Origin of the sequence: Aurantiacibacter flavus (assembly GCF_039710615.1) — a bacterium.
GTDB classification, from domain to species: Bacteria; Pseudomonadota; Alphaproteobacteria; order Sphingomonadales; family Sphingomonadaceae; genus Alteraurantiacibacter; species Alteraurantiacibacter flavus.
In genome coordinates this window covers 130,816-145,499 of the sequence record NZ_JBDLBR010000004.1, presented here as the reverse complement: position 1 = coordinate 145,499, position 14,684 = coordinate 130,816, and the positions used below count along the sequence as shown (strand labels likewise).

Below are 14,684 nucleotides of genomic sequence, written 5' to 3'. Positions count from 1 at the left end.
CCTCAGTGGAACCCATGGCGTCCGAAAAACCAACACGGCTTCCGCCGGACAACAACATGAACGCCATGCTGCGCTCGCGCATCGGCAGCATCATGCACCTCATGAGCGGAAGCTTCGCGGTGGCGGGCATAATGGCTTTGAGCACAGTTGTTGCCGCTCGCGCGCTCGGACCCGAGGCTTACGGGGTGCTTGCCCTCGTCCTCACGGTGGGGCGGATTTGCGAAAGGTTCATCCGGTTCGAAAGCTGGCAATCCATCATCAGGTTCGGCACGCAGGAGGACGTGGAGGAAAATCCGCAAGCGATGAGCGAGCTCTTTCTCCTTGGCCTGCTCCTCGACATTGGTTGTGCCTGGCTCGCAACGGCCCTGATGCTTGCAGGCGGATATATTGCGCTTCCTTACATCGGACTCGATCGTTCGGATTTTTATCTCCTTGTGATCTTTGCTCCGGCCATCGCGTTCAATATCACCGGGGTGCCGACTGCCGCCTTGAGAATGGCCGACAAGTTCAAGCTTCTGGCCTATTTTCAGCTGTTTTCGGCCGGCTTGCGTCTGACCATGGCGGGGATAGCGTGGTGGCTGGGCGCGCCACTTTACGTTTTCCTCGCGATCTGGACCGTTGCCCAGTTGATCAACATCGCCGTCTTCGGCCTCCTTGCGATCCGCCAATTGAAGGATCTGGGAATTCCCAATCCGCTGTCCTCTGGGGTCAGGGGGCTCACCGGACGGTTTCCCGGTTTCATGGCCTTTGCATGGTCCACCAACGCTTCGAGCGCGCTGCGGACTCTGACCACCGAGGCAGATACCCTGCTCGTGGGCGCCCTGGCTGGCCCCACGCCGGCAGGCGCCTACCATATCACCAAGCGGTTTGCGAAAGTGGCGCAGCAGGTTGCTACGCACGTTCAGGCAGTGATCTATCCTGACATCTCGCGCATGTGGGCTCGGCGGCGGTTTGCTGACGTTCGCGCCGTCACGGTGAAAGTCCAGCTTGTGCTGGGTGGACTCGCGCTTGGTGCTATTGCGGTAACAGCGTTGATTGGGGAAAAGGGCTTGGATCTGCTGCTTGGCGGCGAGTACGATCAGGTTTACCCGATGCTGATCACGCAGTTGATTGCCGTGATGCTCATCATGTTTGGCGCCCCTGTGCGCTCGACCATGCTCGCCATGAACCGGCCGCACGTGATCCTTATCATCGCGGTTTTGGGAACCGCAGTCTTTTTTGCAACGGCCATGGCCGCCATTCCGATGGCTGGCGCGATCGGGGCGAACTATGCGCATATCGCCACTGCGGCAGTCAATCTCCTGTTTATCGAGATTTTCTTCCGTGTTGGCTACAAACGCCATCAATCAGCTGTCGCGCAGGAGCCGGTGCGATGAGCGAGGCAGGTCGCGCGTCCGGTCCCGACAGCATCATGCATGTCGTGACCGACTTTTCCTCAGCCGAGGGGGCGCAGACTATGCTTGCGCGTCTCTTGCGTCTCTCGCGGGGGAGAAAAAGGGTGGTCGTTGTGTCCCTGCGGGGCGTATCGGAGCGGACGCGCGCGCTGGCTGACAACCCGGATGTGATCTATCATTCGCTGGGGATGACCTCGCCGCTTCACATGCCGCGTGTCCTGGCGAAACTGGCCGCGCTGGTCAGGGCCGAGCGTCCCGATGTTCTGCTGTGCTGGATGTACCACGCCATGGCCCTGGGCGCGATGGCAGGACGGCTGACGGGAACACCGACGTACTGGACGGTCCGGCAGTCGCTTGAAGACCGGGGGGCGCTTACGCAAAGCACAAGGGCGGCCTTGTGGGCATGCCGGCTGCTGTCGCGCTGGCCGCGGGGCGTGATGTACAATTCGAGCCGCTCGCAGGCGCTTCATCTCGACTACGGCTACGACAATCCCAATTCGATCATGATCCCCAATGGCTTCGACTTGCCGGGCATTGCCGCGCCGGTACCGCCGGCGACGGCCCGGGTGTTCGGCATCGCAGGTCGGCTGCATCCGCAGAAGGACCATCCGAACTTCTTCAAGGCGGCGGCTTTGGCGGGCCGGGACTATCCTCACGTGCGCTTCTGCGTTGCCGGAAAGGGCATGACCTCCGACAATCCGGAAGTGCAAAGCATGATGGAGGCAGCTGGCGCGCGTCCCGAGCAGTTCGAACTGCTCGGGGAGCTTAGCGATATGACGGCATTCTACCAGCGGATCGACGCGCTGGTCTTGTCGTCCCGGACCGAAGGCTTTCCCAATGTCGTGGCGGAGGCGATGAGCTATGGTAGGCCGGTCGTCACGACTGATGTGGGCGATGCGGCGGATATCGTTGGCGATACGGGTGTGGTCTGCCCTCCAAGAGATCCTGAAGCGTTGGCGGCCGGGATCGCCTATTTTGCCGGAGCCTCCGCCGACGACTACTGCGACAAGGCGCAATCAGCGCTTCGGCGGATTGAAGAGAAGTACTCGTTGCCAAGGATTTTCAAGGATTATCATAACTTCCTTGAAACCTGAGACATATATCGGCGAGAGATCGCTAGAACCATTGGGTGTGCGCAATGTGCGGAATTGCCGGCTTTATTAACTACGGCCCTCAGGGCTCCGCATCGGCAAGAGCGGCGCTGAAGCCGATGATCGACAGCCTGATCCACCGTGGACCAGACGCGGAGGGCGTCTGGGCCGATGACGAGGGGCGCGTGGCGCTCGGGCACAGGCGGCTTTCGATCATCGATGTTTCCGAGGCCGGTGCGCAGCCGATGGACTCTGCCAGCGGGCGATACACGATCGTGTTCAACGGCGAGATCTTCGGCTTTCTCGATGCCCGAACGGCGTTCGAAAACGCGGGCGTCAAGTTCAGGGGGCACTCGGATACCGAGGTGTTGCTGGCCGCAATCGAGCGCGATGGCATCGATGGCGCCATCGCCGAGTCGGCTGGCATGTTTGCCATTGCGGTTTACGATCGCAAGCGTCGCGAAGTCACTTTCGTGCGCGATCGTATCGGAAAGAAGCCGCTCTATATTGGGGTAGGCAATCGAAAACTGGTCTTCGGCTCGGAGCTGAAAGCTCTGATTGCGAACCCTGAGTTCGAAAGGCCTTCGATCGATCGTGAAGCCCTGGGCCTCTATGTTCGCTACGGCTATGTTCCTTCGCCCAGGACGATATACGAGGGCGTGATCAAGCTGCCGCCGGGGTCCTGCCTCACTGTATCGGTGGACGAGCCCCCCGCGTCGAGTGCGGACCTGCTTGAAGGCGTGCGCACCTACTGGTCTGCTTTCGATGCGGTAGCGAACGGGACCAAGGCTTGTATCGCCGATGAAACCGAGGCGCTCGACGCGTTCGAGTGTACCCTCGACAGGGCCGTGCGGGAGCGGCTTGTCTCCGACGTGCCGCTGGGCGTTTTCCTTTCGGGCGGCATCGACTCGTCACTGATCGCCGCGAGGACGCAGGCGATTGCAGGGCAGAGCATCCAGACCCTCACGATCCGCTTTGGCGAGGCGCGCTTCAACGAGGCCGACTTTGCCGCCGAAATCGCGCAATACCTCGGAACGCAGCATCTGGAGCTGACGCTGACACCGCAGGCGGCGCTCGATGCGGTTCAGGAGATGCCAAGGGTCTTCGACGAGCCGTTCGCCGATCCGTCGCAGTTGCCGACGCTGCTGGTCTCGCGTCTGGCGCGAGAGCATGTGACGGTCGTGCTGTCGGGTGATGGTGGAGACGAAATCCTTGGCGGCTATGGACGCTACGCCATGATGCGGAAAATGGAGCGCATGGCGCAACGTGTCCCGTCATTTCTGCCGAAGCTCGCAAGTGCCGTCCCGACTTCGGTTTTCGATCACGGCCTGCAGCTTGCCCGCCTCGCGCTGCCGCGAGGGATGCGCGAAGAGGTGTCGGGCGACCGGATCGGAAAGTTCTGCGAAGTCTTGAGCCACGATAACTTCCGCGCGCGGTATCGCGAATTCATATCGCAGTGGCATCCCGATGAACTGGTTCTGGGCACATCCGGACAGGCCCCTTGCGCCTATGGCGATGCAGCAGTGCCCGCACCGTCGGACCACCTGAAAACGTTGATGTATCTCGATACCATTGCCTATCTTCCGGACGATGTGTTGGTGAAGGTCGATCGGACCTCAATGGCTGCAAGCCTGGAGGTGCGTTCGCCCCTGCTCGATTACAGAGTGTTTGAAATGGCCTGGCGTATGCCCGATTCGCTACGCGTTTCGAGCGATGGCGTGGGGAAGGTCGCGCTGCGGCGTTTGCTCGAGAGGCACCTTCCCAAAGAGCTGTTCGACAGGCCCAAACAGGGCTTTTCCATTCCGCTTAACGATTGGCTGCGTGGGCCCTTGCGCACCTTCGCGGGTGACATGCTGTCATCGGACCGTATTGCAAGAGCGGGCCTGTTCGATCATCGGCTTGTCGAACGTCGCTGGTCGGAGCATCTTTCCGGGCGCCGGAACTGGGGCCAGCAATTGTGGACCTTGATCATGTTCGAGCTGTGGAAGGACCGCTGGGAGCAATAGTCCCGGCATCAACCAAAGTAGGTAGCCAAAAGAGAGCGAGGCACTCCGCAATACCCTTTTGCGGATCGACCTGTCTGGCCTAATCTCGAACCGTCTAGGTCGACATTGCGATCTACGGAACACGACACACGATGGAGAGCCTCTGTGAACGATATTGCCCTTGATCAGCCGAGAGAGGGGCTCCCCGTACCAAGGCGGACCAACCTCCAGCCTTATTATCAGCAGAATGCGCAGGCTGCGGAGGCCAGCGCTGCCGACCAGTTCGGCCTGGTCGACCTGATCCGGACGTTCGAGCGTCACCGGCTGCTGGTGCTTGGTCTGGTGATCGTCGTCACTCTGGGTGCGCTCGTCTGGCAGTTGACCTCGCCGAATCGCTACCGTTCCACCGCCACTATCCAGGTCGAACTGATCGACGCGACCGGAACCAACCAGGCTGACGTTCTGGCGACGAACAAGCAACGCATCACAAACGAGAGCAAGCTCTACCGGTCGCGCAACTCGGCCCAGGCCGTCGTGAATGAGCTTGGGCTGCTTGATAACCCCGACTTCCAGCTTGAGATGGGAGGTGCCCCTAGTGGTGACGAGACAGCGCGCATGAGCATCGCCGTCTCGACGTTGTTGAATATGACGAGCGTCCAATCCGAGGATGCTTCGGACTTGATCGAGTTGACTGCGATTTCTCGTTCGCCCGAACTGGCGGCGAAAATCGCGAATACCTTCCCGCAGGCGGTTCGCGACTTGAAGCGCAACCGCGATTCGGAGCGTCGGCAGGAGCTGCTGGACGAACTCGGCACGGAGCGTGATCAGCGCATGGAACGTGCGGTCGCGGCTGCCGAAGAGCTTGCCGAATTCAGGGTCAAGAACCGCATGCTGACCGGCGCTGGCGGGGCTGAAGATCTCGCACAGATCAATCGACTTGCGAGCGAAGGGGCTTCGGCCTCGGCGGCCGGGTCCGGCTCAGCCGCGCAGAGCGCTGGGATCGCCCGCGCTGCCGGGATGAGTTCGACCGCTGGTGCCACTTCGGCTGCGGTGCAGCAGTTGCAGCGCCAGGAAGCGGAGTTGAGTGCCGAGCACGCCCGGCTTTCGCAGACGTATGGCAGCGGTTACCCCGAACTCGCCCGAGTGGAGAGCGAGTTACGGAGCGTCCGGACGAGCCTTATCCGTGAACAGGAAGCCGCACGGCGGGACGCTCAGGCGCAGGCCGATGCAGAAGCGGCACGGATGCGCGAGATGGCGCGGGCGGAAGCAGCGCGCGATGCCGCGCGCGCAAGTGAGTTGCAGTCGGTCGTCGCCTCGCTGACTTCGCGGGCCTATCAGAATGCGGCCAATACGCCGCTGCTCGAGGAGCTTGAACGGAACGCGGTCACCTCTGCTGCCGCCGTTGCCGAGATCGCCGATCAGATCACCCGCGTCCAATCGGAAAAGCTGGTGGAGGGTGTGACATCCAACATCATTTCGCCAGCAATCGCGAATGGTGAGCGCATTTCTCCGGCGCCGCTGAAGGTCACTGCGGTGGCCATGATCGGAGCGGCGATTCTCGGCATGATGATCGCCTTCACCATCGAATTGCTCGATGACCGTCTGCGCACCGTGGCCCAGATCCGTAAATATTTCGGCCTGCCGGTGTTCGGAATGCTGCCTGCGCTCGATGGCGGCATTTCGGCGAAGCTTCGCGAATCGCCGGTGTTCATCGAACCCAATTCGCTGTTCTCGGAAGTTGCGCGTTCGACCTATTCGGAAATTCGTGCGCTCAGGCCGCTTAGTTCGTCGCAAAGCGTTCTCGTGACCTCCGCCTTGCCCGGCGAGGGCAAGTCAGTGACCGCGCTTACGGTTGCCGCAGCCGCGGTTGCCATGGGCAAGCGCGCGGTAATTCTTGACCTTGATCTGCGTCGCTCGGGCATTCTCCAGCAGGTTCAGCAAGACATGAACTCTCCCGAGCTTATGGACGTGGTGCGCGGCAGCATCGATCTGCACGCACTGGCCGCCCCGGAAGATCACGAGCCTAAGAAGGCGAAGACTCCCTCGACCGAGCTAGTCTTCAACAACGATGTCGACGACATGCTGAGCCGCTTCCTGTTGCTCAGTGCTTCGCAGCCTGTCGCAGAACCCGCCGCCATTCTGAGCTCATCACGGTTCGGCCAACTGGTTGAGGAACTGAAGGCGCGGTTCGATCTCGTGGTGGTCAATGCCCCGGCGGTTCTCGCGGTCCGCGATGCGCGCTCGATGTGCGACTACACCGACGATACGATTCTCGTGGCCAAATGGGGCGATACGACGATCGAGCAGTTCCGTGCTACCCTCGAGATGCTGGGCAGCGGGAATGTAGCCGGATGCGTCTACAATCACGTCGATTATGCCGAGCATGCCCGTCGCAAGTACGGTGATTCGATCCAGTTCTACTTCCAGGCCGCCGACTACTTCGAAGGAAACGTGCCCGTGAAGGCCACCTTGCGAGAGCGAATGATGCGCTTTTTCGGTCGCAAGCCCGCTGCGGAGCACGCAACGTTGTGAAGCCTGGCGAAACCGACGGATCGCGGTGGCTGACAGCGTGCATACATAGGTAAAGACATGATACTTGGGTCTATCCTGTCGCGGTTTTGCGCCTTTTTCTTGCTCGTTCTGCTTGTGCCCGTGCTGATCGTGCTTGGGCTCATGTGTGCGATCAGCCAGGGGCGTCCGGTGATGTTTCGGCAGTTCCGCGCGGGCAAGGGGATGAGGCCGTTTCGCCTGCTGAAGTTCCGCTCGATGCGCGACGACCGCGACGAGAATGGCCAACTTCTTCCGGATGAGCAGCGGGTTACCGCAATTGGAACCTTCTTGCGCCGGTCGCGGCTGGATGAATTGCCCGGCCTGTGGAATGTGGTGCGTGGAGACATGGCCTTTGTAGGGCCGCGGCCGCTGTTGCCCCAGACGCTTGAGGAATTGGGCGAGCGGGGATGGGCGCGATGCGCGGTCAAACCGGGCCTCACCGGCTGGTCGCAAGTCAACGGGAACACCCTGCTCACGCTCGATCAGAAAGTCGCTCTCGACCTCTGGTACATCGAGAATCGCAGCTGGCTTCTCGACTGGAAGATTCTGCTGCGCACTTTCCTCGTTGTGGTCGGCGGAGAGAAGGTGCGCACTGGCGCCACGTAATCCTCGCAAGGACTGAACCGAATGCTCCGTCCGGTCTTTTCCCAGATCGGCAAGCGGGCCCTTCGGTTACAAAAAATTCACTGCCTGAAAGGCACCAAGGCGCAATGAACTCCAAGCCTCTGTCCGTTTTGTTCACCTCGGCCGGCCGACGCGTTGAACTCATCAAATGCTTCGTTGCGGCAGGGCAACGGCTTGGCCTTACCTTGTCGACACACGCGTGCGATCTGAACCCGGGCATGAGCTCTGCCTGTCAGGTCGCCTCGCAGGCCTTCGCAGTTCCGCGCTGTGATCATCCGGACTATACGGCGGTGCTGCTCGACTACTGCATCCGGCACGACATCGATCTGTTGATTCCCACGATCGATACTGAACTCTATCCGCTGGCGTTGGCCAGGGAGAGCTTCCTGGCCGCAGGAACCAAGGTTCACGTAGGCGGTCCGAGCACAATCGAAATCGTCCGCCACAAGGCAAGGACGATGGAGGTTCTGCAAAGCCATGGCGTGCCGGTTCCGCGAACAGTCTGCTTCGATAGTGCGGCCGATATTCCTGCCGACTGGGAATGGCCGACGATGATCAAGCCGTCGGCCGGAAGCGCTAGCCGCGGGATACAGATCGTCGACAATGCGGCGGCGATTCCGGCGTCTTTCCATGAACCGATGATTGCGCAGCAACTGCTGAAAGGCGACGAATACACGGTCAACATCTTCATCGATGCGCAGGGAGAACTTCAGACAGTCGTTCCTCATCGGCGCCTGTCGGTGCGCGCGGGAGAAGTCGAAAAGGGCATGACGGTGCGCCGCGCGGACATCGACGACATCGCGGCAAAGCTTGCCGGGGCCCTGCCAGATGCCGAAGGGGTGCTGTGCTTTCAGCTGATCGACGACCTGGATCACGGCCCGAATGTGTTCGAGATTAACGCGCGCTTCGGGGGTGGCTACCTCCTGGCCGACCGTGCCGGAGGGCGCTTTGCCGAGCGATTGCTGCATCAGCTGTGCAAGCCATCCGACTGGGCCGAGAGCCAGTGGAAAGAGGGCGTGACGATGCTTCGATACGATGCGGCGATCTTCCTTGATTGAGATTGCAGCGCAGGTCGTCGTTCTCGATCTGGACGATACGCTCTATCTGGAACGCGACTTCGCCGAGAGCGGCTTTCGCGCCCTGGCCCGGCGTTTCGGTGAGCGGATCGGAGGCGAGGCCTTCGTTGCCGCGTGCTGCGAACGGCTTGCCGGGGGCGCGCGGGGGAACATCTTCGATATTGCATTAACGCGCAATGGGATCGACCCCGCGCCCGGGCTCATTGCGGAGCTTGTGGCCTACTATCGATCGCACGCGCCCGAGATCGCGTTGTGCGCCGATGCTTCGCGGTTCCTTCGCCGGGTCGGCCAATTTCAAACAGGCCTGATCACCGATGGCCCACAGGAAGCACAGTCTGCGAAGATCAAGGCGCTGGGTCTGGATAGGGCGCTGGGCCACGTCATCATGACGGGGGTCTGGGGCAAGCAATATTCCAAGCCACACGCGAGAGCCTTCGAATTGATCGAGAGCCTGACATCGTCTTCGCGGCACAACATCGTTTACATCGCCGACAACGGAGCAAAGGATTTCATCGCCCCGCGTCAGCTCGGCTGGCAGTCGGTGCAGATACTTCGCCCTGAGCGCATTCATGACGGCCTGCCCGGCGAGACCGCCCACGAGGCGGATCACGTGATTACATCGCTCGACGAACTCGACATCAAGATCGCCTGACGCCGCGATTGGCCCTACCTTTCGGTACCTTCCCCGCGCAGCATGGCGGCAAGGCGGCTGCGGGGATCGGCCGCGAGCGCCGCGAATGTCCCGCTTTCCACGCAACGACCGTTTTCGATGGCGATCATATCGTCGGCGAAGCGGATCATCGAGGGTCGGTGGGCGACGGTCAGGATCGTCACCTTGCCGCGCATGGCGGCGATGTCTGCGGCGATCTTCTGCTGGTTTTCCCAGTCGAGCGCGCTCGTTGCCTCGTCGAGGATCAGCAGCCAGGGATTGCGCAGCAGCGCGCGGGCAAGCGCAATGCGCTGCCGCTCGCCGCCCGAAAGGCGGGTGCCGCGCTCGCCGACCACGGTCTGGAGGCCGTCCGAAAGTTGCTCCACGAACGATCGAGCCTTGGCCTGATCGAGCACCGACCATAGCAGTTCGTCGCTGGCATCGGGCAGGGCGATCCGCAGGTTGGCGGCGATGGTGTCATGCAGCAGGAAGGCCTCCTGCGGAACGAAGGCCACCGATCCGCGCCATGCGCGGCGGTTGCTGTCGGTGATTTCCACTCCGTCGACAGTCATCCTCCCGCTGGTCGGGCGCAGCAGGCCCATGACGAGATCGGCAATCGTGCTCTTCCCGCTGCCCGATGGCCCGATCAGGGCGGTGATGCGGCCAAACCTGATGGAGAGATCCACATCGTCGAGCGCGGGCTTTGATGACCCCGGATAGCTGAGCGACAAGCCTTCAAGCCGAATTTCGTCCGAAAAAGACGGAGCTTCTTCGCCCATTTCGCCCTTCGGTTCAGCGGCCTCGGCGAACATGGTCGACTGTTCGCGGAAGAGGTCAAATGCGGGCAGGTTGGAAAGCAGGCTCTGGATCGATTCCTGAATCGCGCCGAAGCGCGGTGCAAGGCGCAGGAAGATCAACAGGAGGACAATCAGCCGCCCGAAATCGAGCTGCACCCATTCCACGGCAACCCAGATGAAGGCCGCCGCCGCCACGGCGCTCATGACCTGGAAGCTCAACGTGCCCAGCGTGCGGACCCCGGCATAGCGGAGTGTCGTCTGGCGGATCATGGTCAGTCTTCGCCAGAACCGCTCGGCATAGGCGTCTTCCACGAGGAACGACTTGGCCACCCGAATGCCGGTGAGGAACTCGAGCAAGGTGCGGTTCTGTTCGCGAAACATCTGGCCGACCTCCTCGCCGAACCGCGTCGCCTGACGCCGGATCGGATAGAGCGCGGCAAACATCACCAGGCCAATAGCGGCGGCGAACAGCGCCATCTGCCACGATACCAGCAGGGCCATCGCCAGATAGGTCAACAGCAGGATCAGGGCCTGAAACAGGCTCGTGAGGTTTGATGCCGCGATCTGGATTCGGCCGGTCTCGACCGTAAGAATGTTGTTGAGATCCGATACCCGCGAGCGCTGCAATACCTCCCATTGCGCATTGCCGGCGCTCACGAAGAAGGACTGGCGCAGCCGGTCAATGGCGTGATGCATCACGCCGGTTAGATAGAGCGTCTTCGTCCGCACCAGTGCGCCTTGCAGAACGATGAGCAGGACAAAGCCGACCAGCAGCAGCCCGAGGCTGGGGTGATAGCGCTGCATGAGATCGCCAAGGATCGGAATATCGATGCTGTTCCCAGAGCGACCGGCATCGATCGTGGCGATAAGCGGTATCAGCAGGAACAGCGAGACGCCTTCGGTAAAGCTGGCCAACACGTTCAGCGTCAGCGCCACGCCGATCCGTCCATTGGTCAGCCGCCAGAGAAAGGCGACGAATCTGCCCAGGCTTGCGATCACGTTCCGATCCGATCGAGGGCATTGGCGACAAGCTCCACCGTTTCATGCAGGCGGCCCAGATCGTCGGGTATCTGCAGCCGGGCGACAGTGGCTCTGTCAGCCAGCGTCGCACAGGCTGTGAAGTGCCGTGCCTTGTCCTCGCGCGTCCAGGGCGCATCGCCGAAGCGGGGCATATAACTGAAGCGGTTGATGGCGGCGATCGCGGCAGCGGTGTCGAAGGGATAGAGCGCGGGCTCGCTTCCACCGCGGTCGAGAGTGGCAAGATAGTCGAGGCTTGCCGCTTGCGTGCGCATGGCGGCGAGCTTGTGTTGCCGCTTGGAAAAGCCTTCGTAGACGAGCGGCAGGGCCTCGGCGCCAGCGACCTGAATGCTGGCCGCAGCATCGTCGGCCAGCTTGAGCTGGGGGAAGGCCGGGTGGCACACCGGGTTGCGCTGGCTGTCGAAGGTGATCGCGAGCAGGTCGTCGGTGATGAGCGGATAACCCGCCCGCACGAAGGCCGCCGCCGTGGTCGACTTTCCGGCCAGCTTGTCGCCCATCAGGGCAATCGTCTTGCCGTTGATGTCGATGGCGCTGGCATGGATCACGAAGAAGTCCCGCCAATTCAGCATCCAGGCCATGATCGGGCCGAGGATCGGAAAGGCGACATAGGATTCCGGCACCTCGGGATATTTCTCGACCCATACGGTCGCCTTGTCGACCAGCCGGAAAGCCGCGACATCGGGCCAGGCCATCACCACGCCCGCGGGATCGTGATAGTCCATCACGATGCCATCTTCGCGCCGGGGCAAAGCGCGCTCGATGGGGCGTTCGACAAAGCGGATATCGGGGGCTTCATCGGGGGCCGCCGGGCGCAGTTCGTCGAGCGGGATATCGCTTTCGATCACAAGGCCGAAAGCCTCGTAAAGCCTCCTGCTTTGCTCAGCCATCGCCCTCAACTCCAATCGTCTGCAATAGCGGCGGCGATGCCGGACGCCGATCGCCGCCGAGCCACATCGCCAGCGCCGCCACGCGCCATAGGGCGCGCGCATCGCTGGCGGATATTGCTGATCCCTGATGTGTTACTTTGGACCAGATATGGTCAAACCATTGCGGCTGGATAAGGCCTTTGAGGTCGCTGTTGGACGATGCGACCAGATCGCGCAGCCGCGGGCTGCGTTCGATCAACCCGATCTGGAAGTCGTTGGTAAAGTCGTTCTTGTCGCGGCGCCAGGTGATGCAATCGGGCACGCGACCTTCCATCGCCTTGCGCAGAACGTAGCGGGAATAGCCATCGCGCAACTTCCAGTCCGACGGCAGGCTGACCGAGAATTCCAACAGGTCGCGGTCGAAGAAGGGCATGGCGGTTTCCACGCCATGATGTCGGCCGCTGAGCACCAGCGTCTCGAGCGCGTGGGCCTGAAGCGGCGAGTCTATGGCGCTAAGCTGCAGGTCGCGTTCGGTATGCCGGGCGTCGAACTTGGGCGCGTGTGGCGGATCGTTTCCCGCACGATGGGCAAGCAATTCCTCGCATAGCAATTCGCTTGCCAAATCCGGATGTGCGGGCGGCGCGCGACGCAGCCGCTGCCATTTCGCAGCAAGCCACCGCCGTTCGGGCCGGTGGAAGAGGTATCGGTCGAACACTTTCCAGCGCGGTATCGACCAGAGCCTGGCCGCACCTTCCGCTTCTATCCACAGCTCCCGCCACTGGCCACGGCGAGCCAGCTCGTTGAGCCGACCGGTGCCATGGCTGACCACCTCGTCGCCGCCGTGGCCCTTGAGCGCGATGGTGCAACCGAGCCCCGCCGCCATCGGCAAGAGCCGGTTGGATGCCGAGGAACCATAGCCGAGGCTCGGTCCGTCGAGCACGGGAAGGTACTGGTCGAGGTCGGCCAGCGGATCGTGCGCTTCGCTTGGCAAGCTATGGAAATCCATGTCGAAGTATTCGCGCAGCGCGTCGATATGTTTCCCGTCGGCCCAGCCGGGGGTGGCGCGGTAGGTCGTCGAAAGCGACTGGACTTTCGGCCCGCCCGAGCGGCGATGCATGACCGATCCGGCAATAGCTGACGAATCGAGCCCGCCGCTGAGGAGGATGCCGAGCCGGTCTGCCCCCGCAGTGCAGTAATCCACTGATTGATCGAACAGATACTGGAAGCGTTCGCCCGCATCGTCGCACGAGGCAAGGCTTTTCACCGCTTCTGGCGTCCAATAGCGTTCGATCCGCTCACCCGCTGGTGAAACAGTCATCCAATGGCCCGGAGCCAGCCTTGTCACGTTTTCGTAGAAAGTGCTGGTCTTGTCGGGGCGAACGCCCTCGAGAAAACTCGCTATCGTTGCCAGGTTGACCGGGGCGCTGCCGTCCCCCAGCGCGCGCGCGGCGCCGGGCGCGGAGGCCATACCAAGGCCGTCGGAGGTTCTGGTGTAGAAGAGCGGTTCAACCCCGGTGAAGTCGCGCGCGAGGTAGAGCTCGTTGCTGGCGACTTCGAGGATGGCGATGGCGAATGGCCCGCGCAGGCGATCGGCCAGCCCGGTCTGCCATTTGCGCCATCCCGCAGCGAGCACTTCGTGAGGCGGCGCGCCTTCCCGCAGACCGAGGGTGCGGATGAGATCCTGCGCGTTGTCGGCCCGCCATATGCCTGCCAGCTGGAGTGATTGGGCTTTGTCATCGGCAGCGAAGACCGGGCTCGCGTCGGGCTTCCCGGACGGCGGAGCATCATGGTCCAGTCGCGCGAAGGCGAGCGACCTGTGCGAGCGGGACCAGGCAAGAGCGAAGCCGCCCATATCAGGACGGGTTGAGGTCGATCATCTTGGTAAAGGCGGCGAGGTCTTTCTCGCTCCCCCCAATCAAGACGACGCCGTCATGGAGAAGCCAGGCGTGGGCACCCAGATTGCCGTTCTCGGCTGTCTGGACACCTACGCGAATGGTCGAGGTCATGCCCTGCTGGCCAAGCAGATACTGCAGGCTGAGCGCCTGGGTCAGACAATGGGCGAAGGGGACGATGCGAGCAGAGTGCTTGACCGCCCATGCCAGCGTGTAAGGTGAGCGCACGGGGCGGGAAGGGGCGGGGTGCACCTTTATGACCTGTGCAATACGCCGATGTTTCGTCACCAAGAGGGCGAGGCGGAATGCGATGACCACGGCCAGAGCCCTGCAAAGCAAACCGAAATGTCTGAAGCCGAGGGCGAAAACGCGCCGCGCACTCATCTAGGATTGACCCGTGACCAGTTTCGCCCTTGCCAGGTCTTCGAGAACGTCCTGGATGTCTGGAAGGCAAACGGCCTTTTCCACGTCGTAGACCTGAATGAGTTCGTCGGCGAGCATGTCAGCAGACATCGGCCCGTCACCGAGCTTTTCCCAGATGAAACTGGCCGTGCTGTTCAGTTTGAAATAGGTGCTCGTATTAAGGTCGAGCAAAGCGCTACCGCCGTCCAGATCGCACACCACGAGATCTTCGCAGCGACGATATTTTGCGCGTGAGCCCCCTGATTTCATGAATTTGATCTATCTCCAACGCCGCGAAGGTACAAGAGTTCGGCGGCGTC

The 14,684-nt window shown here is 61.8% G+C and carries 12 protein-coding genes; 7 read left to right on the top strand and 5 right to left on the bottom strand.

Annotation, left to right across the window (positions count from 1 at the left end; translation table 11 throughout):
• The first annotated feature begins 14 nt into the window (after nucleotides 1-14).
• The 7 genes from ABDJ38_RS12595 (at nucleotide 15) to ABDJ38_RS12565 (ending at nucleotide 9,372) form a co-directional block, all read left to right on the top strand.
• Entirely contained in the window at nucleotides 15-1,376 is a 1,362-nt protein-coding gene (locus ABDJ38_RS12595) for a lipopolysaccharide biosynthesis protein (protein ID WP_346785468.1), read from the top strand.
• On the top strand, nucleotides 1,373-2,488 hold the full coding sequence (locus ABDJ38_RS12590; protein WP_346785467.1) for a glycosyltransferase: 1,116 nt from the start codon (nucleotides 1,373-1,375) through the stop codon (nucleotides 2,486-2,488). Before ABDJ38_RS12595 ends, ABDJ38_RS12590 begins: the two co-directional genes overlap by 4 nt.
• A 44-nt stretch (nucleotides 2,489-2,532) precedes the next feature.
• Nucleotides 2,533-4,491 carry an asparagine synthase (glutamine-hydrolyzing) gene (gene asnB, locus ABDJ38_RS12585; RefSeq protein ID WP_346785466.1) on the top strand — a complete coding sequence of 653 codons (1,959 nt, stop codon included), beginning with the start codon at nucleotides 2,533-2,535 and terminating at the stop codon, nucleotides 4,489-4,491.
• 144 nt (nucleotides 4,492-4,635) lie between these two features.
• Nucleotides 4,636-7,002: a GumC family protein gene (locus tag ABDJ38_RS12580; RefSeq protein WP_346785465.1), complete on the top strand. Its 2,367-nt coding sequence runs from the start codon at nucleotides 4,636-4,638 to the stop codon at nucleotides 7,000-7,002.
• A gap of 57 nt (nucleotides 7,003-7,059) precedes the next feature.
• Nucleotides 7,060-7,626, top strand: a complete 567-nt coding sequence (locus ABDJ38_RS12575; protein ID WP_346785464.1) for a sugar transferase — start codon at nucleotides 7,060-7,062, stop codon at nucleotides 7,624-7,626.
• Between the two features lie 104 nt (nucleotides 7,627-7,730).
• On the top strand, nucleotides 7,731-8,702 hold the full coding sequence (locus ABDJ38_RS12570) for an ATP-grasp domain-containing protein (protein ID WP_346785463.1): 972 nt from the start codon (nucleotides 7,731-7,733) through the stop codon (nucleotides 8,700-8,702).
• Complete coding sequence (locus ABDJ38_RS12565) at nucleotides 8,695-9,372, top strand: HAD family hydrolase (RefSeq protein WP_346785462.1); 678 nt, start codon at nucleotides 8,695-8,697, stop codon at nucleotides 9,370-9,372. Before ABDJ38_RS12570 ends, ABDJ38_RS12565 begins: the two co-directional genes overlap by 8 nt.
• A 14-nt stretch (nucleotides 9,373-9,386) precedes the next feature.
• On the opposite strand, the gene ABDJ38_RS12560 is transcribed toward ABDJ38_RS12565, so the two are convergent.
• The 5 genes from ABDJ38_RS12560 to ABDJ38_RS12540 are packed head-to-tail and all read right to left on the bottom strand — an operon-like array spanning nucleotide 9,387 to nucleotide 14,634.
• A complete protein-coding gene (locus ABDJ38_RS12560) occupies nucleotides 9,387-11,165 on the bottom strand; it encodes an ABC transporter ATP-binding protein (RefSeq protein WP_346785461.1) in 1,779 nt (592 codons plus the stop codon).
• Complete coding sequence (locus ABDJ38_RS12555) at nucleotides 11,162-12,091, bottom strand: hypothetical protein (RefSeq protein WP_346785460.1); 930 nt, start codon at nucleotides 12,089-12,091, stop codon at nucleotides 11,162-11,164. Before ABDJ38_RS12555 ends, ABDJ38_RS12560 begins: the two co-directional genes overlap by 4 nt.
• Entirely contained in the window at nucleotides 12,084-13,922 is a 1,839-nt protein-coding gene (locus ABDJ38_RS12550) for an asparagine synthetase B family protein (RefSeq protein ID WP_346785459.1), read from the bottom strand. The genes ABDJ38_RS12555 and ABDJ38_RS12550 overlap by 8 nt, the downstream gene beginning before the upstream one ends.
• A gap of 1 nt (nucleotide 13,923) precedes the next feature.
• On the bottom strand, nucleotides 13,924-14,346 hold the full coding sequence (locus ABDJ38_RS12545) for a lasso peptide biosynthesis B2 protein (RefSeq protein WP_346785458.1): 423 nt from the start codon (nucleotides 14,344-14,346) through the stop codon (nucleotides 13,924-13,926).
• Complete coding sequence (locus ABDJ38_RS12540; protein ID WP_346785457.1) at nucleotides 14,347-14,634, bottom strand: PqqD family protein; 288 nt, start codon at nucleotides 14,632-14,634, stop codon at nucleotides 14,347-14,349.
• Nucleotides 14,635-14,684: the final 50 nt, after the last annotated feature.

Excerpts from the sequence above, each read along its gene's own strand:
- ABDJ38_RS12570 (WP_346785463.1), top strand. The coding sequence starts at position 7,731 with ATGAACTCCAAGCCTCTGTCCGTTTTGTTCACCTCGGCCGGCCGACGC.
- ABDJ38_RS12575 (WP_346785464.1), top strand. The coding sequence starts at position 7,060 with ATGATACTTGGGTCTATCCTGTCGCGGTTTTGCGCCTTTTTCTTGCTC.
- ABDJ38_RS12595 (WP_346785468.1), top strand. The coding sequence starts at position 15 with ATGGCGTCCGAAAAACCAACACGGCTTCCGCCGGACAACAACATGAAC.
- ABDJ38_RS12555 (WP_346785460.1), bottom strand. The coding sequence starts at position 12,091 with ATGGCTGAGCAAAGCAGGAGGCTTTACGAGGCTTTCGGCCTTGTGATC.
- ABDJ38_RS12540 (WP_346785457.1), bottom strand. The coding sequence starts at position 14,634 with ATGAAATCAGGGGGCTCACGCGCAAAATATCGTCGCTGCGAAGATCTC.
- asnB (WP_346785466.1), top strand. The coding sequence starts at position 2,533 with ATGTGCGGAATTGCCGGCTTTATTAACTACGGCCCTCAGGGCTCCGCA.
- ABDJ38_RS12550 (WP_346785459.1), bottom strand. The coding sequence starts at position 13,922 with ATGGGCGGCTTCGCTCTTGCCTGGTCCCGCTCGCACAGGTCGCTCGCC.
- ABDJ38_RS12590 (WP_346785467.1), top strand. The coding sequence starts at position 1,373 with ATGAGCGAGGCAGGTCGCGCGTCCGGTCCCGACAGCATCATGCATGTC.
- ABDJ38_RS12545 (WP_346785458.1), bottom strand. The coding sequence starts at position 14,346 with ATGAGTGCGCGGCGCGTTTTCGCCCTCGGCTTCAGACATTTCGGTTTG.